13 protein-coding genes are annotated in these 17,917 nt (G+C 44.3%); 10 read left to right on the top strand and 3 right to left on the bottom strand.

What is annotated here, in order from left to right:
• Positions 1–3 precede the first annotated feature (3 nt).
• From guaA to ABIE26_RS20290, 3 genes are read left to right on the top strand one after another with little or no spacing between them, the layout of a single operon-like run.
• On the top strand, positions 4–1,530 hold the full coding sequence (gene guaA / locus ABIE26_RS20300) for a glutamine-hydrolyzing GMP synthase (protein WP_310145257.1): 1,527 nt from the start codon (positions 4–6) through the stop codon (positions 1,528–1,530).
• Positions 1,487–2,707: an ABC transporter substrate-binding protein gene (locus tag ABIE26_RS20295; protein ID WP_310145256.1), complete on the top strand. Its 1,221-nt coding sequence runs from the start codon at positions 1,487–1,489 to the stop codon at positions 2,705–2,707. The genes guaA and ABIE26_RS20295 overlap by 44 nt, the downstream gene beginning before the upstream one ends.
• Entirely contained in the window at positions 2,704–3,867 is a 1,164-nt protein-coding gene (locus ABIE26_RS20290) for an RsmB/NOP family class I SAM-dependent RNA methyltransferase (RefSeq protein ID WP_310145254.1), read from the top strand. Before ABIE26_RS20295 ends, ABIE26_RS20290 begins: the two co-directional genes overlap by 4 nt.
• A 3-nt stretch (positions 3,868–3,870) precedes the next feature.
• Here ABIE26_RS20290 and ABIE26_RS20285 read toward each other — a convergent pair whose 3' ends face one another.
• Positions 3,871–4,440 carry a MarC family protein gene (locus ABIE26_RS20285; RefSeq protein WP_084241277.1) on the bottom strand — a complete coding sequence of 190 codons (570 nt, stop codon included), beginning with the start codon at positions 4,438–4,440 and terminating at the stop codon, positions 3,871–3,873.
• A gap of 155 nt (positions 4,441–4,595) precedes the next feature.
• Here ABIE26_RS20285 and ABIE26_RS20280 point away from each other — a divergent pair, with 155 nt between their 5' ends.
• On the top strand, positions 4,596–4,802 hold the full coding sequence (locus ABIE26_RS20280) for a hypothetical protein (protein ID WP_084241276.1): 207 nt from the start codon (positions 4,596–4,598) through the stop codon (positions 4,800–4,802).
• A 70-nt stretch (positions 4,803–4,872) separates the two neighbouring features.
• Here ABIE26_RS20280 and ABIE26_RS20275 read toward each other — a convergent pair whose 3' ends face one another.
• Both ABIE26_RS20275 and ABIE26_RS20270 read right to left on the bottom strand, forming a co-directional pair.
• On the bottom strand, positions 4,873–6,570 hold the full coding sequence (locus tag ABIE26_RS20275) for an amino acid permease (protein ID WP_310145251.1): 1,698 nt from the start codon (positions 6,568–6,570) through the stop codon (positions 4,873–4,875).
• Between the two features lie 164 nt (positions 6,571–6,734).
• Entirely contained in the window at positions 6,735–9,032 is a 2,298-nt protein-coding gene (locus tag ABIE26_RS20270; RefSeq protein ID WP_310145249.1) for a sodium-translocating pyrophosphatase, read from the bottom strand.
• A 340-nt stretch (positions 9,033–9,372) separates the two neighbouring features.
• On the opposite strand from ABIE26_RS20270, the gene ABIE26_RS20265 reads away from it, so the two are divergent.
• From ABIE26_RS20265 to ABIE26_RS20240, 6 genes are all read left to right on the top strand, one after another.
• Positions 9,373–10,815 carry an APC family permease gene (locus tag ABIE26_RS20265; RefSeq protein ID WP_310145247.1) on the top strand — a complete coding sequence of 481 codons (1,443 nt, stop codon included), beginning with the start codon at positions 9,373–9,375 and terminating at the stop codon, positions 10,813–10,815.
• 103 nt (positions 10,816–10,918) lie between these two features.
• Complete coding sequence (locus tag ABIE26_RS20260) at positions 10,919–11,230, top strand: hypothetical protein (RefSeq protein WP_310145245.1); 312 nt, start codon at positions 10,919–10,921, stop codon at positions 11,228–11,230.
• A 73-nt stretch (positions 11,231–11,303) separates the two neighbouring features.
• On the top strand, positions 11,304–11,840 hold the full coding sequence (locus ABIE26_RS20255; protein WP_310145244.1) for an RNA polymerase sigma factor: 537 nt from the start codon (positions 11,304–11,306) through the stop codon (positions 11,838–11,840).
• A gap of 65 nt (positions 11,841–11,905) precedes the next feature.
• Positions 11,906–12,973 carry a FecR family protein gene (locus tag ABIE26_RS20250; RefSeq protein WP_310145242.1) on the top strand — a complete coding sequence of 356 codons (1,068 nt, stop codon included), beginning with the start codon at positions 11,906–11,908 and terminating at the stop codon, positions 12,971–12,973.
• 19 nt (positions 12,974–12,992) lie between these two features.
• Positions 12,993–16,307, top strand: a complete 3,315-nt coding sequence (locus tag ABIE26_RS20245; protein ID WP_310145241.1) for a SusC/RagA family TonB-linked outer membrane protein — start codon at positions 12,993–12,995, stop codon at positions 16,305–16,307.
• A 23-nt stretch (positions 16,308–16,330) separates the two neighbouring features.
• On the top strand, positions 16,331–17,848 hold the full coding sequence (locus tag ABIE26_RS20240; protein WP_310145239.1) for a SusD/RagB family nutrient-binding outer membrane lipoprotein: 1,518 nt from the start codon (positions 16,331–16,333) through the stop codon (positions 17,846–17,848).
• Positions 17,849–17,917 lie beyond the last annotated feature (69 nt).

Here is a 17,917-nt window from a genome sequence, read left to right as displayed (position 1 = left end):
GCCATGCTAGAAAAAATCATTATTCTCGATTTTGGATCCCAATATACACAGTTAATTGCCCGTCGGGTACGCGAGTTAAACGTTTATTGCGAAATTCATCCATTTAACAACATTCCTGAGCTTAGTTCAGAGGTTAAAGGTATCATCCTTTCAGGCAGCCCTTATTCTGTGCGCCAGGAAGATGCACCACAGGTAGATCTTAAAAAGTTTGGTAATCTGCCTGTATTGGGCGTATGTTACGGAGCTCAGTATATCGCACAGCATTCTGGTGGTGAGGTTCAGCCTTCTTCCACACGTGAGTATGGCCGTGCAAACCTGAATTTTGTTGCCACAACAAACAAGCTGTTAAAAAATATAGCTTCTGATTCCCAGGTGTGGATGTCGCATGGCGATACCATTACGAAAATACCGGCGAGTTTTGAACTGATTGCAAGTACAGATAGTGTAAAGGTTGCTGCCTATCAGGTCAAAGATACGCAGACTTATGGTATACAGTTTCACCCTGAAGTTACACACAGTACAGATGGCAAGCAGCTTTTAGAGAATTTCCTGGTAGATATCTGCGGATGTAAGCAGGAGTGGACCCCTTATGCTTTTGTAGAAACAACTATTGCCGACCTGAAAGCAAAGTTGGGGAACGATAAAGTTGTACTTGCACTTTCGGGTGGGGTAGATTCCAGTGTTGCTGCATTACTATTGCATAAAGCTATTGGGACAAACCTGCACTGCATTTTTGTAGATAATGGCCTGTTGAGGAAAAATGAATACGAAGCTGTACTTGAACAATACAAACATCTGGGTTTAAATATTAAGGGTGTTGATGCCAAGGAACGTTTCCTGAGCCAGCTTGCCGGGGTTTCTGATCCCGAGCTTAAGCGTAAAGCTATAGGACGGGTATTTATCGAAGTGTTTGACGATGAGGCCCACCAGGTACAGGATGTAAAATGGCTGGCGCAGGGTACCATTTACCCGGATATTATCGAATCTGTTTCGGTAAAAGGGCCGTCAGCTACCATCAAGTCGCACCACAATGTAGGCGGTTTACCTGATTTTATGAAATTAAAAGTCGTTGAGCCATTGAACACTTTGTTTAAAGATGAAGTAAGAAGAGTTGGAACTTCTTTAGGCCTGGAGCATTTTATCATTGGCCGTCACCCTTTCCCGGGGCCAGGTCTGGCCATCAGGATTCTTGGCGAAGTAACCGCAGAGAAGGTAGCGATCCTTCAGGAAGCTGATGCTATTTATATCAACAATTTAAAAGAAGCTGGTTTATACGATAAAGTATGGCAGGCAGGTGCAATTTTCCTTCCGGTTCAATCGGTAGGGGTAATGGGTGATGAACGCACTTACGAGAATGCGATTGCCCTCCGTGCTGTTGAATCTGTTGATGGGATGACTGCCGACTGGTGCCATCTGCCTTATAACGTACTCGCAAAAATTTCTAATGAAATAATTAACAAAGTAAAAGGAATTAACCGCGTTGTATATGACATTAGTTCAAAACCACCTGCAACAATTGAGTGGGAATAGATATGGGTTCTTCATCCTTGCGACACTGTTTCTGGCGGCCTGTTCGCCAAAAATAAAACCCGTAGCCCGGAAACCTGAAGCGCCTAAAGAAGTAACGAAAACTGAAAAGCCTGCTGTAAAGTTTGAGCAGGCAAGTCTTTCGCTACTTGTCCCTTTCAGGTTAAATGAGATCAAACTAAAAACGGCTACCAAGGCCGATGTAGAAAAAGCCGCAATGGCCATCGACTTTTACCAGGGCTTTAAACTCGGGATAGATTCTGCAGCAGCTACAGGGCAAAACTTCAAGCTAAAGGTTTTTGATACCCAGGATAACAATACGCAGATAAGGGAATTGATAGACAATGGCGGGCTGCTGGGGAGCAATCTGATCGTAGGGCCGGTATTTCCCGATGGACTGAAATACATTACCAATTATTCTATTTCAAGGAACATCCTGGTCGTTAACCCGCTTTCGGCGGCACATCCGGATGAGTTTGGAAACCCCAACCTGATCTCTATTGTAAATAACGTTGATCTGCATGCAGAAAAGATAGGGAACTATATTTCTAAAAATTACAACTCTGCAAACACAGTTGTGGTGCTCATCAATCCAAAAAGTGCCAGTGATGAAGTAATGGCGAAACCTTTAAGGTTGTATTTCACAGGTAAAGGATTTACCTTTCAGGAATACGCCTCTGTCTTTAGCATGGAACCTAAAATCATAAAGGGACGTAACTATGTAATTATGGTAAGCTCTTCTGACCGGAAATTTGTAGTTCCCACATTAGATAAACTGATGAAAATGAAAAAGGCGGGTTTTAATGCAACGCTTTTCGGACATCCCGACTGGATGAAGCAGAATTACAATATCGATCAGCTGCAGGCTTTCAATACCATTATTTCCTCCTCCTATAAAGTTGATTATACAAGACCTGAGGTCAATGCATTCATCAGAAAATACAGGGCGCTCTTCAATTTCGAGCCAGGCGAATATTCGTTTAAAGGATTTGATGTAGGCTTTTATTTTGGTAAACTGCTTTCTGCTCATGGGCCTGAGTACCAGAAGTACCTGACTAAAGATAAATATAGGGGTTTGCAGAATTCTTTTCGCTTTGAACACCATGAAAGGCTTGGTTATATCAATACCAGTTTAATGTTGCTGCGGTATAAAAATTTTGCTTTAAATGTGATAGAATGAAGGTAGAACACCAGCTCAAGGCATTTGATCAGATCTTTAAAAGTTACGACGGTTCACAACCACTGCACCGCTTTCTGTTCGTTTATTTTAAGCGGAACAAACAGATGGGGTCGTCAGACAGGCGCTGGGCCAGCAGGTATATTTATAACTTCTTCCGGCTGGGAAAGGCACTGATCAAAGCTGACTATACCCTTCGGCTGGCGGTAGCCGATTTTTTATGCAGTCAAACAGGCAGTTTGGTTATAGAAAGCTTTCTGCCGGCTTTAAAGGAGCATGTAGAAAGCTCTGTTACCGAAAAGCTGTCGTTGGTTCAGCAGCATTTCCCTGAGTTCGACCTGAAGGATGTCTTTAGCTTTTATGAAAACCTTTCTGAAGCTATAGAACGACACGACTTTTATATTTCTTTTTTTACACAACCCGATCTGTTTCTCAGGGTAAATGCAGGGGAGATGCAGAAGTTAACCGGGATATTGAAGCAAGAGGGGATAACGGCAGAAGAATTGGGAGACACCACACTTGCATTGCCAAATGGTACTAAGCTCGATAGGGTGCTGGCCAATAGCAAAAACTACCAGGTGCAGGACCTTTCTTCACAGAAAACCGGCACATTCTTTCAACCTCAACCCTGGGATAAGTGGTGGGATTGCTGTGCCGCATCGGGTGGTAAGTCGCTGCTTTTGTTCGATCTGGAACCTAAAGTAGAGCTGCTGGTCAGCGATGTAAGGGAGGGTAGCCTGCAGAACCTGGAGGAACGTTTTCAGGAAGCCGGATTAAAAAAATACCAAAAGAAAGTGTTAGATCTCCTTCAAAATAATGATCCGGACCTGCACCATTATGAATTTGATGGTATCATACTCGATGCACCTTGCTCGGGGTCAGGAACCTGGGGCAGAACACCAGAAATGCTATATTATTTTAGTGCGCATAAAATTGACTACTTTTCCAGGTTGCAAAAGAGCATTGCTGCAAATGTGGTTAAATACCTCAAAGAAGGAAAGCCATTGGTTTACATTACCTGCTCTGTATTTAAGCAGGAAAATGAGGAAGTGGTAAGCTGGCTGCAGGAAAACCTGCCGCTAAAACTCGAAAAAATGGAAGTGATAAAAGGTTATCACAATAAGGCCGACACCATGTTCGTAGCCAGGTTAACCAAGCTGTAGAATTTATAAACCTGTATTGTTGCGGAACAGTTTAATGGCTATGGCCAGAAGTATAATTCCAAAAGCTTTCCTTAGCACATTCAATCCCGATTTACCAAATAACTTTTCCAGGCGTTCTGTGTTCTTCAATACAAAGTAAACAAAAATCATATTGATGATAATGCCGACAATAATGTTTTGGGTAGCATATTCGGTTTTTAAGGAAAGCAGTGTTGTCATTGTTCCTGCCCCGGCAATCAATGGAAAAGCCAGGGGTACTATAGATACCGTCTCAGGTGCATCGCCTTCTTTAAATATAGTCAAGCCCAGTACCATCTCCATGGCGATAAAAAAGATCACCATCGAACCTGCGATGGCAAAAGAGGCAACATCCAGACCGATGACTTTTAGCAGCGTTTCTCCGGCAAATAAAAAGATGATCATCAGTACAGCGGCCACAATGGTTGCCTTCTCTGATTGAATGTGACCGGCTTTTTTCCTGAGTTCTATTACAATAGGAATAGCGCCAAGAATATCAATGATAGCAAAGAGTACCATTGTGGTCGAGAGAATTTGGCTGAAATTGAATTCCATAACATTTAGATGTTTATTTTACAAAGTACGAAAAAAAACGCAAGAGTTTTACCGGCAATTTTGTGTTGTTCACCGGAGATTTTACCACTCCCGGCACAATGGCCTTTATACATTCATACTTACACCCCATCTTTATCCTATTAAATTGATAAACGATGAATATGCTAGTCTTTAAAACCTCAGTACAAAAACGGATTGACCTGATCTCTGTAAAACCAGTTTTAAACCTGTTGTTTGGAAAAAAGAACTGGCTGTTCACATTTGAAGATAAATTGCTTAAAGTTGCCTCTACAGTGCCCTGTGCAGATATTGTAGAATTTATCCTGGCAGAAAATGGTGTGGAATGCGTAGAGCTGACTTAATCAGGCTTATTGTTATTCCATGAAAAAAGCCCTGTAAGTTTTGCTTACAGGGCTTTTTTATTTATTGCAATTACTTTGCTTTTACACTGGCGGCTGTGGCTGCTTTAAAAACATAAAGAATGAAATGTGCTGCTGCAAAAACCAATGAGAAGTAATAAAGGCCTGTATCAGCTCCATCGGTAATGTGGTGGTGGATGATGGCTACTCCGATCAGCAGGGCCGTTAAAGCAACCCCTATCCATGATATTGTGCGGGTACTTTTCATTAAAGTAACCTGGTTGTTGTCGGACAGTAAACTGTTTTTCATGCCATAGAACAGGTAAACATCAAAGCCGATAATCATCCAGACCAATAAACGTACCCAGGTATCCAATGGCAGGAACACCATCATACCCAGACAAACGGCAACACCCAATATCGGGATTAAAGGCACCATAGGTACTTTAAATGCCCTTGGCAAATCCGGCATCCTTTTTCTTAGAATTACTACACCAATACATACCAGGATAAACGCGAGTAAAGTACCTATACTGGTCATCTCGCCAACTACGGTAGCTGGTACAAAGGCAGCAAACAAACTTACAAATACCATGAATAGTAAATTGCTTTTTGCAGGTGTACTGTATTTTGGGTGTACGCTTGAAAATACTTTAGGCAGTAATCCGTCTTTACTCATAGAGAAGAATACCCTCGACTGGCCCAATAGCATCACCAGGATTACAGAAGCGTAACCGCCTAAAATTGCAAATATAATTGCTTTATTTAACCATGGATAGGCTGGTGTAACCATACCAGAGGCATCTTTTGCGCCCATGTTATCAATAGCAACAGCAACAGGTGCAATACCATCCTGACCTTTAAACATGTCATAATTGGCAACGCCCGTCATAACATGTGCAAAAAGAATATACAATATGGTACAAATAAACAGGGAAACCAGGATACCTATAGGCATATCTTTTTTAGGATTTTTAGCTTCCTGGGCTGCAGTCGAAACTGCGTCAAAACCTATATAGGCGAAAAATACAATTCCGGCCGCCCTGATGACGCCTCCCCATCCATGTGTAAATACACTCTCGTGGCCGGGTTTATCACCAGGAATAAAATAAGGCTGATAATTTTCAGCGTTTATATATTTCCATCCTAAAAAGATGAAGATAAATACAATCACTACTTTAACGGCAACAATAAGCCCGTTTACAAAAGCTGATTCACTTGTTCCGCGGATGAGGATGAAGGACATCACGATAATGATGAACACGGCAGGCAGGTTAAACATACCAGAAACCACAGTACCATCCAACAGGGTTGCGTGTTCAAAAGGCGACATGGTCACCTGCGCGGGGAGATGGATGTCGTAATAACCGAGAAACTTGACCAGGTACCTGCTCCAGCTTATGGAAACGGTTGCAGCACCCAGGGCATATTCAAGTACCAGATCCCAGCCAATTATCCAGGCTACAAATTCGCCCATAGTAGCGTAAGAATAGGTATAAGCACTACCCGCCACTGGTATCATAGAAGCAAACTCTGCATAGCACAAGCCCGCAAAAGCACAACCTATGGCTGCGATAATGAATGAAATGGTGATGGCGGGACCGGCATTATTGGCGGCTGCGGATCCGGTTATGGAAAATAACCCCGCTCCAATAATAGCACCAATACCCAGAGCTACCAGGTTTACCGGTCCAAGTGTTCTTTTTAGCGTTCCCTCACCGCTCTCAGCTGCTTCCTTGGTGAGTAAGTCAATCGACTTTCTAAAATTCATAATTTGTGGTTTAGTTTAATAAGTTAGTTTTTTATGCCGTTTAATATTTTAATGTTTTTATGATTGTCATTTACGTATCATAATCCTGTCAAACCTAAAGAAAATATATCTAAATATAAAAGGGATTCTTTTTAGAAATCCCTTTTAATAGTAACAATATAATATTATTGGTATGTGGTTACACTGTCCTTAACACTTTTAATGGCCAGTGTGGCTGCAGCCACTTTTACCGGACTGCCCGGTTTAGTCATAATTTCAACCTTTTCTTTAACCCTGGCATGTTCTGCTGAAACCCCGACTGCGATGTATGGCGCAATGACCAGTGAAACGATAGACATCAGTTTGATCAGGATGTTCATCGAAGGACCGGAGGTATCTTTAAACGGATCTCCAACGGTATCTCCCGTTACAGAAGCCTTATGTGGTTCCGATTTTTTATAATGCATCTCGCCATTGATCTCTACACCTTTTTCAAATGATTTTTTTGCATTGTCCCATGCACCTCCTGCGTTCGACTGGAAAATTCCCATCAATACCCCCGATACGGTAACACCAGCCAGCAAACCACCCAATATCTCGGCCGAGCTTACGGTAGGAAATACGCCTTTAAAGCCAAATCCAACGATGATCGGAACTAAAAGTGCGATTGCACCCGGCAGCATCATTTCCCGGATAGAAGCTTTGGTGGAGATGGCTACACATTTTTCATATTCAGGTTTTGCTTTGTATTCCATAATGCCGGGAATTTCGCGGAACTGACGACGAACTTCCTGCACCATATCCATCGCTGCTTTACCAACAGCTGCAATACACAGTGCCGAGAAAATGAAAGGAATCATGGCACCTACAAACAGACCGGCCAATACAGGGGCTTTATAAATATCGATGGCCGATATACCGGCAACACCAACAAAGGCAGCGAATAAGGCCAGTGATGTTAATGCCGCAGAAGCGATTGCGAAACCTTTGCCTGTTGCAGCAGTGGTGTTACCCACAGCATCCAGGTTATCGGTACGTTCACGTACTTCGGGTGGCAGCTGGCTCATTTCAGCAATACCACCTGCATTATCGGCAATAGGGCCAAAAGCGTCGATAGCCAATTGCATAGCTGTAGTGGCCATCATGCCGGCAGCGGCAATGGCTACACCATACAAACCTGCAAAAGCATACGAACAGATGATCCCTCCGGCAAGCACCAGGATAGGGGCAACAGTAGATTTCATTCCTACAGACAAACCACCAATAATATTGGTAGCATGACCGGTAGCAGATTGCTGGATAATTGAATTAACCGGGCCTTTGCCCATTGCCGTATAATATTCGGTAATGATACTCATTAATGTACCTACCACTAAACCTACTATGATGGAATAAAATACGTCCAGGCTGGTAAAATTAACCCCGCGCAAATGTAAATGTTCAGGCAGCATGGCTGTAACCACAAAATAAGAAGCAATGGCAGTGATGACTATGGATCCCCAGTTACCTAAATTTAAGGCGGTTTGTACATTTGAGTCTTCGCCTTTAATGCGTACAAACCAGGTACCTACAATAGAGAACAAGATGCCCAGCCCGCAGATCACCATGGGTAGCAATACCGGTGAAAAACCGTTCAGGTTATCAACAGCAATGCCATTTAGTTTATCAACCACAATTTCCTGTCCCAATACCATGGTGGCCAGGATGGTTGCTACATAAGAACCGAATAAATCGGCGCCCATACCTGCAACGTCACCCACGTTGTCACCCACGTTATCTGCTATAGTTGCAGGATTACGCACATCATCTTCAGGAATACCTGCTTCCACCTTACCTACAAGATCGGCACCCACGTCGGCGGCTTTGGTATAAATACCCCCACCAACCCTAGCAAACAGCGCGATAGACTCTGCACCCAGCGAAAAGCCGGTAAGTACTTCAATGGCTGTTTTCATTTCAACGCTGTTGGCCGAAACCACATTAAACATTTGCAGAAAAACAATAAACAAACCGCCCAGGCCTAATATTGCCAGACCGGCAACGCCCAGGCCCATTACGGTACCACCAGTAAACGATACCTTTAAGGCCTGCTTTAAACTGGTCCTGGCAGCCTGTGTAGTACGTACATTTGCTTTGGTGGCGGCTTTCATGCCGATATATCCTGCCGTGGCAGAAAATACTGCACCAATGATAAACGCTACGGAAATGATCCAGCTTGAATGTAAGGCTACACCATTTACTTCATGTATGGTACCCGAGTAGGCAAGTAAAGCTGCTGTAAATACAACAAAAATGCTCAATACCCTCCATTCGGCTTTTAAAAAGGCCATGGCTCCATCAGCAATGTAGCCGGCCAGCTCCTGCATGTTCTTGTCTCCTGCGTCCTGTTTGTTTACCCATGCACTCTTGATGGCCATCACCAGGATGCCAACCAGGCCCATAGCAGGGATCAGATAAATTAAATTGTTTTGTAAAAACTCCATACTTTAATTCTTCTCGTTTAGGTTGTTTAACTTGTTTTGTTTGTTTGGTTTTTCCGGTTGTGTTTACGCTACTCAGCAACGTGTTTAGTCCAACAGGCTAAAAACAAAAATAACTGAGTAAACGTAATTAACAAATTTTTAATCAATTGATTGCAATCCTTTTTTGAAAATATAAGGCATTGTGCTTTTTTGCCCGTTTAATGCAGCTTTTAATTTTTTAATTATTTGCATTTTACTGCACAACAATGTTTTTTAGATATATTAGCATCAGTAAGGGCGTGTTTACCAACCAGAATTAAAAGGTAAAAGCCCTTTAAAACCAAACCAACCAAACAAACAAATGGAGAAAGAAAACCAGGATGGTTCCTTTAAAAGAGAGCTCGGACTGCTAGACGGGACGATGCTAGTTGTGGGCTCTATGATCGGCTCAGGTATATTTATTGTAAGTGCCGACATTGCCAGGCAGGTAGGATCGGCCGGCTGGCTTACCCTGATCTGGGTGGTAACAGCAATTATCACTGTCATTGCTGCAGTAAGTTATGGCGAGTTGAGTGCCATGTTCCCAAAGGCTGGCGGACAATATGTTTATCTGAAAGAAGCTTATAACAAACTGATCGCATTTTTATACGGTTGGAGCCTCTTCGCTGTAATACAAACCGGAACCATTGCCGCTGTAGGTGTTGCCTTCTCTAAATTTGCAGCCTATCTTTTTGAACCTTTTAGTGAAAATAACATCCTATGGCAAATCCAGACAGGGACAAGCGATAAGGGCGTACCAGAGTTTTATGCCATCAGCGCTGCCCAGCTGGTTTCTATTGTTACCATTGTTTTTCTTACCTATATCAATAGTAAGGGCGTAAAAGACAGCAAAATCCTGCAGACGGTACTTACCATCATCAAAATTTTATCACTTTTTGGTTTAATTGTTTTTGGTTTTACACTGGCAGCAAAGGCGGACGTATGGAATGCCAACTGGGCAAATGCCTGGGAAACCCGCTCGTTCAGCTTGGAAACCATGAACTGGAGCCCCATCAGCGGAAGCTTATTGCTGTCGGGAATTGCGGCGGCAATGGTGGGTTCCCTTTTTTCAAGTGATGCATGGGCCGGAGTAACCTTTATTGCCGGAGAGATCAAAAACCCGCAGCGAAACGTGGGACTTAGCCTGTTTTTAGGGACTTTAATCGTCAGCATCATCTATATCCTGGCCAACCTGATGTATGTAGCGGTGCTGCCGCTGGATGAAATTACAACCGCAAAGTCGGACCGGGTGGCCGTAGTAGCTGCCCAGTATATTTTCGGACAGGCAGGTACCATAATTATTGCAGTGATGATCATGATCTCTACTTTTGCCTGCAACAACGGTTTAATCATGGCGGGCGCAAGGGTGTACTATACCATGGCTAAGGACGGGTTGTTCTTTAAGAGCGCCGCCAGGCTAAATGCATCTGATGTTCCGGGCTGGGCACTCTGGGTACAGGGAGTATGGGCCTCGGCTTTATGCCTCACCGGGAAGTATGGGGCGTTGCTTGATTTTGTAGTGATCATCGTTCTCATATTTTATATCCTTACCATTTATGGCATTTTCATTCTGAGGAGAAAGATGCCGGATGCGGAGCGTCCTTACAAGGCTTTTGGTTATCCCTTTTTGCCTTTATTGTACATAGTGCTGGCTTCGGCATTGAGTATCGCCCTGCTTATTTATAAAACGGATACCTGTGGATGGGGGGTACTGATCATGCTGATTGGAATTCCGGTGTATTACCTGACCAAACAAAAGGAATAAGTACCTGGATCAAATAATTTCATATTGACCCTGGCATGTCAAATATTTCGGGAATAATATTTACCTTTGCTAAAAATTATAGCATTTCCTGAGATTTTAGCAGATGACAGTAACTGTACTCCCAATCATAGAACCCGATATCAAGCCAGCCGCTCCCCTGGCAAAAGTAATGAATGAAAGACTTACCCGATTTGCAAAAGAGCTCCAGGATGTACATTTAAAAGGCCTGGAATCCATAGAACCTTTGTTTGATGATGTAGTCATCTATATCAGTTACAATAGCAAATACAGTATCCGTTGGATGATCGTAAATGATGTGCCGGCGACTATTGAGGCTGAAGTAGCCGAGCAATGCGGACGGCTGGGTTATATCAAATGGAAAGCCTCTGCTTTTGGAATGATAGAAAGGTCCTAGCAGGTACAAGGTAAATTCCAGTTATTAACTGCTTCGTTTTTTATTGCGTCAGGAATTGTATATATTTCATTTAATGAACGAAATCCTTTCCATTAAGAACGGCAACGTAAAGACCTTTGAACAGGCCTATCACCAGTGGAGCGACCAGATATATGCCTTTATATTCCGGCAATGCCGTTCTGAGGAAATAGCGGATGAAGTTTTGCAGCAGGTTTTTGTACGTCTTTGGGAAAAAAGGGCAGGTCTTTCCGAAGAATATCCGCTTCATGTGCTGCTGTTCAGAATGTCCCGGACCATCTTTATAGACGAATTGAGAAAGGCGGCCCGCACGCGTCGCTGCCTTGATGAGCTGCAGCAAAAGAAAGTCAGGGATTTCATGGAAGACAATTTTGAGAATAGGGAAACCCTGCAATTGCTCAGCAAAGCCATTGAAAATATGCCGCCGATCCGCAAACAGGTATTCCTGATGAGCCGTACCGAGCATCTTTCCCATCAGCAGATCGCCGAAAAACTCGGTATCTCTTCAAAAACTGTGGAAAACCACATTGGCCTTGCATTAAAGTACCTTCGCCGTTTTACCTTGTTGATGGTATTGCTGACCATTTATTAAATATGCTGCATAAAAAATAAAAAGCTCATTAGGGGATAGCCTTCTTACAAACGTATTGTCGATATATGATTGACAATACACTGATAGAAAAATTTTTCCGTAATCAATGCACCGAAGCGGAAGCGCTTAGGGTCGCTGAATATTTAGAGGCGAATCCGCCTAAGCTGGAAGAATTGCTTCCCCTGGAACTGCCAGGCCAGATAGAAGAACCATTTTTATTGCCAGCTGCTAAAAAACAACAACTGCTGGCAGCTATTCTGGAACAAACGAAGCCCAAACAAAACAGACCTTCTTTTTTACGCATCGGCCTTTTGGTTGCCGCCTCTTTGTTACTGGTGTTGGGACTGGCATGGTGGATGGGCAGTAGTGAAGATCAGCAGATCCCATTGCAAAGACGGGAGGCCGTCACGGCTTTTACATTGGTTAAAATCAATTATGGCAAAGAAGAAATGGCATTACATATAGCCGATGGTTCAGTCATTTTTTTAAAACCAGGGGGGGAAATCCGCTACCTGGAACAGCTCAGTAAAAAAAGCAGGGACTTTAAACTGAAAGGAACGGCAAGATTTAAGGTGGCAGAAGATAAGTTACGTCCTTTCCATGTATATGCAGGCGGAACTGTAACCACTGCCTTGGGTACGGATTTCACGGTTTCATCACCAGAGGGTGAAGGCCGGGTAAGTGTATTGCTGCACAGTGGTAAGGTTGTCGTGGGGCCCGACAGCAGTATTAACGCCCGGCGAATGAAGAAGACCTATCTGATGCCTGGAAATAAACTGCTGATCGATAAGGTAGACTTCGGACTTACCCTGATTAAAAATGCAGACCGGCCATCCTTACCGCCAAAAAATGTAGAACCTAATGGGCAAACTGTGCTCAGCTCAACCGAGGTCTCCTTCCGGAACCAGTCGCTTGCTAAGATCTTTGGTGTGCTGCAGGGCGATTTTTCTGCTGATATCCGGTTTGATAAAACCCAGGTAAAGGGCATGTATTTTACAGGAACGTTTAAACGGAATGAACAAACGGTAGCCCTTATTTTGAATGAAATTGCACTATTGAACCACTTAAATATAGAAAAGAGGGATAGCGTTTATATCCTGACACTGCAATCCACTAAACAATCAACCAATTAATTCACCAAACAAACAAACTATGGATCAATTTTTATTAAAAACCAGGCATGTTTTTCACGGCATCGCGCTATGCTGCTGTTTTTTGCTTTTAGGCAATAGCAGGGTATTTGCACAAACTGGTGCAACAGCAACAGGCGTTGTAAAGGACGCCCTGGGCGTACAGCTTCCAGGGGTTTCTGTGAGAATAGAAAACAAGACTACCAGATTCAGTGTAGGCACCAGCACCAACAACCAGGGTATGTTCTCTATAGGTGGCATACCTGCGGGTAACAATTACACCATTACCTTTACTTCAATTGGGTACAAACCAAAGATAATGGAAGGTTATACCATCAGCCTTACCGATAAAATATCCATTGCAGTAGTGCTGGAAGAAAACGCAGCGGCTTTGGGCGAGGTTGTAGTTACAGCTCTGGGCATAAAGCGTAACAAAAGGGCCCTGGGCTATAGCATGGCCGAATTGAAAGGAAATGAACTTACCCAGGGAGCGGAAGCAAACGTAGCCAATACACTGTCCGGAAAGGTTTCGGGCGTGCAGGTAAGCCGGGCAGCTTCAGGATCGGGAGGTTCATCCAAGGTGATCATCAGGGGCAATAACTCCCTGATCGGGAACAGCCAGCCTTTATATGTGGTAGATGGGGTGCCGATAGACAACCAGAACATCGGTTCTGCTTCAAGTACAGGTGGTACTGATTATGGAGATGGTATTTCCAATATCAACCCGGATGATATACAGACCATTTCCGTACTGAAGGGACCAAATGCCGCTGCGTTATATGGCCAGCGCGGAAGTAATGGTGTAATTTTAATTACCACCAAGGCCGGAGCAGCGGGGAAAGGAATGAACATTCAGTTCAATACTGATTTTTCTTTAGGAAACGCACTGGTTTCCCCCGATTTTCAAAATGAATATGCCCAGGGACTGAACGGTAATTTTACCCATTTAAGAAGGGCAGATGGAACCATCATTACGATGGCCCAGGCCATTGCAGGCAATATTCAGGGAACACCGAAGATGAGTGCCGGTCGCGACAGGCTTACCCGATCCAGCTGGGGACCAAAAATGGAAGGTCAGGCTTATGAAGACCAATGGGGCAACCTGCTTTCCCTTACACCGCAGCCAGATACTTATACCGCGTTTTTTCAGACGGAAAAACAATTTACCAACAACATTAGTGTAGAGGGCGGTAATGAAAAGGTAAATTACAGGTTCTCTTATGCCAATACCTATATAGATGGGTATGTGCCTACCAATGTCATCAACAGGAACAATTTTAACCTGCGTACCCAGGCTAAAATTACCGATAAATTTAACCTGGATGCCAAGCTGAATTACATTATGCAGGACGGTACAAACCGGCCAACTTTGTCTGATGCGTCTGACAATCCGGCTTACCTGTTGATCAGCCAGCCAAGGAGTATCCCTATGGATATCATTGAACAATACAAATGGACCGCAAATGATGTAGCCAAACAACTGGGCTATACCAATATTTTTGCCGGCCTTGAAAAAACATATGCCACCAACAGTTCAACAGCCAATCCTTACTGGACCATCAGGGAAACCAGGAATACGGACAGGAGAGACCGTGTAATCGGCTTACTCAGGCTGTCGTACGATTTTGCTCCCTGGCTAAAGCTGACTGCTACCGGAGGCACAGATTTTTATACCGATCAGCGCCTGCGTTACCGTGCGGTAAATACTTACCAGAGCTTAAACCGCAAGGGTGATATGAGCGAAACGGTGATCCGTGTAAGGGAAGACAATTACGATGCCTTGCTGAACAGTAATTTTAAACTGGAAAATGGATTGGGCTTTACCCTTAATGTAGGTGCCAGCCACCTGAGCCGCTACCTGCGCCAAACCGGTAACTCGGGAAGCCAGTTCATCGTGCCAGACCTTTATGTGATCAACAATACTCTCACCAATTCCTATATTTTCGGTTTAACGGAGTCAGAGATCAATTCAGTATACAGTTCCGGTCAGGTTTCCTATAAGGACTACCTGTTCCTGGATCTTTCGGCACGTAACGACTGGTCTTCCACACTGTCAAAAGAAAACAATTCATTTTTTTATCCTTCTGTGAGTGCCAGCTTTATTGCTTCCGAAGCGCTTAAGTTTAAAAGCGATGTACTCAGTTACCTCAAATTAAGGGGTTCATGGGCACAGGCCGGCAGCTCCGGAAATCCTTATCAGTTAACAGGTACCTATAGTTTAAGCCAGTTTACACACGGAGGCGTTCCGCTGGGTTCTTTTACCACCATTATTCCGGATAAGAACTTAACCAATGAGCTGACTACCTCTATTGAATTTGGTGCAGATCTGGAGTTCTGGTCGGGCCGGGCCGGTTTAGGCTTTACAGTTTACCAGGCTTCTACCAAAGATCAGATACTGGATGTTCCGGTGTCGCCATCAAGTTTGTTTACCGTGATGCGCATCAATGCCGGCGAAATCCGCAACCGTGGTATTGAACTTTCCTTAAATGCTACACCAATTAAAACGGAGTCAGGCTTTACCTGGAAAACTACCTTCAATTACAACAAAAATACCAATAAGGTGATGTCGCTTTATCCGGGCGTAGAAACGTTTTTGCTGGGCTCAGACCGGGGGATCAATGTGGTTGCCGAAGTGGGCAAACCTTTCGGACAGTTGATCGGGACCCAGTTTGCCTGGTTAAAAGATGAAAATGGAAACCGCCTGATAGACCCGAATACCGGTTTACCTTTAACCACTACCAGCAGGGTACAGGAAACGATTGGCAACGCGCAGCCAGATTGGCTGGGTGGATTTTCTAACTCTTTTACTTATAAGGGGTTGACGTTGAATGCATTGATAGATATCCGCCAGGGTGGCATGATCTTCTCTCAGAGTAACCGCGAAGAGATCATCTATGGAACCACGAAGAAAACTTTAGCGGGCAGGGACGGCTCTTACCTGGCAAAAGGTGTAGTAGCGGTAAAAAATGCCGATGGCAGCTGGAGCGGAACGGGCGTGGCCAATACCAAAACGGTAAAGGCTCAGGACTACTGGAATGTAGTAGCCAGCGATAAGGAGGTAATGGTGTCTGAAGAGATGCTGAATGATGGCAGTTATATTGCCATGCGGGAGCTGAGCCTGCGTTATCAGCTTCCGGCCAGATTTTTACCGGGCAAACGAATCAGGAATGCTTCGGTTGGTGTGTACGGGCGTAACCTGTTTTACTTCCAGCGTAAAACGGATGGCTTCTCACCAGAGTCGGCCTCTTTTAATACTTCCAATTCTTCCATTGGTATCGAGTCTACCTCTTTGCCTATGCTCAGGAACATCGGATTTAACCTGAGTATCGGACTTTAACCTGACCATTAGCATTAGAAATTATGAAAACGAAAAATATCATCAAAACAAGCTTATATAGTTTAGCCATTGTTGCTGGTTTAGGTTCCTGCACCAAAGATTTTGAAAAGCTGAACACACCACCAACTTCCATTACCACTATTGATCCTTCCCTGTTGTTCTCCAGGGTATTAAAAGACGGTACTTTTGCTGAAGGCGGCGAGCTGCCCAACAATAAATTTGGTTCCTGGGTACAGCACTGGGCCGGGGCAGCGGTAGTACCTGTATCAAGATACATCGAATCTTCAGAAGATGCGATATGGGAACAGCACTACGGTATGATCCGTGACCTCAGACAGATCCGTCTGGAACTGGCAGGCAAGGAAAACGATGCTTCAGGAAGAACAAAACTGGCCATTGCCCGGATCTATGAGATCAGCATCTGGCAGCGCCTTACCGATCTTTTCGGAGATATTCCTTATTCAGAGGTCTCCAAAGACGCAACCGCCATTAACGTCACACCTGCATTTGATACCCAGGAAAGCATATACACTTCGCTAATTGCTGACCTTGACGCAGCGATGAACAACCTGAATGATGCCGATGAAAACTATGGCACGGCAGATTTCTTTTATAAAGGTTCAACCGCCATCAATTCCTGGCGCAAATATGCCAATTCGCTAAAGCTCCGCTTAGGCTTAAGGCTGCGTTATGCAAATCCTACCCTGGCCAGGGCAACTGTGGAATCGGCAATGGGCAAACCCGCTTTGCTGTTCAGTTCAAATACAGACAATGCTGCGGTGCCAACTTTTAGCGATGCACAAACTACAAATGCCAATCCTATGCTGCAGCAGTTCCTTACGGGCAGTTCCGATCTGAGGTATCTTGCAGCTGCATTGGTAACCAGGCTAAAAACCTATAATGATCCGCGTTTGCCGTTGCTGGCGCAGTTAACGGTAAACAACGTAAACGCCGGACAGCCAGATTATGTAGGGTTGGGTGTAGCTTTGACCGATGCACAATTGTCGCAGGTCATCAGGAATAACTATTCAACCGCTTCGCTGAGTACCTGGTTTAGCCGTACTTTTTCACCTATTCCGGCTTATTCCCTTACTTATGCAGAGGTTTGCTTTTTTAAGGCCGAAGCCGCATTGCTGGGCTGGGGTGCACAAACTACAGCTGCCGAAGGCTTTTTTAAAGCTGGGGTAGCGGCCGCCTTGCAGTTGCCTCCGTATAACATTAACACCATTCCTCCGGCATACGATAGCGCTGTACTTTCTTTTACAGGACTTAACGATGCTCAGAAACTGGACAGGATCATGACCCAGAAATGGATCCATCTTTTCGGCAGAAACTATGAAGCGTTTGCAGAATGGAGAAGAAACGGCTTGCCAGCTTTAACCCCTGGCAGTAACCTGGGCTCTACCAATGGGCAGATTCCGCGCAGGGCGATTTACTCTACCCGCGAGTCGCAGCTGAATACCAGTAACTACAATACAGCTGTCGGTCGTTTGTCCAACGGTGATTCCTTTCTTTCTAAAGTCTGGTGGGATAAACGTTAAAGCGGAAAACCGGACACACATTTCTCTCGTAAGTATGATCAAATGAGGCCTGCGGCCTCAGGAGAACTT

The organism is Pedobacter africanus (assembly GCF_040548825.1).
GTDB lineage: Bacteria > Bacteroidota > Bacteroidia > Sphingobacteriales > Sphingobacteriaceae > Pedobacter > Pedobacter africanus_A.
The sequence above is the reverse complement of the archived record's forward strand: the minus strand, read 5'-3'. Positions and strand labels throughout refer to the sequence as shown.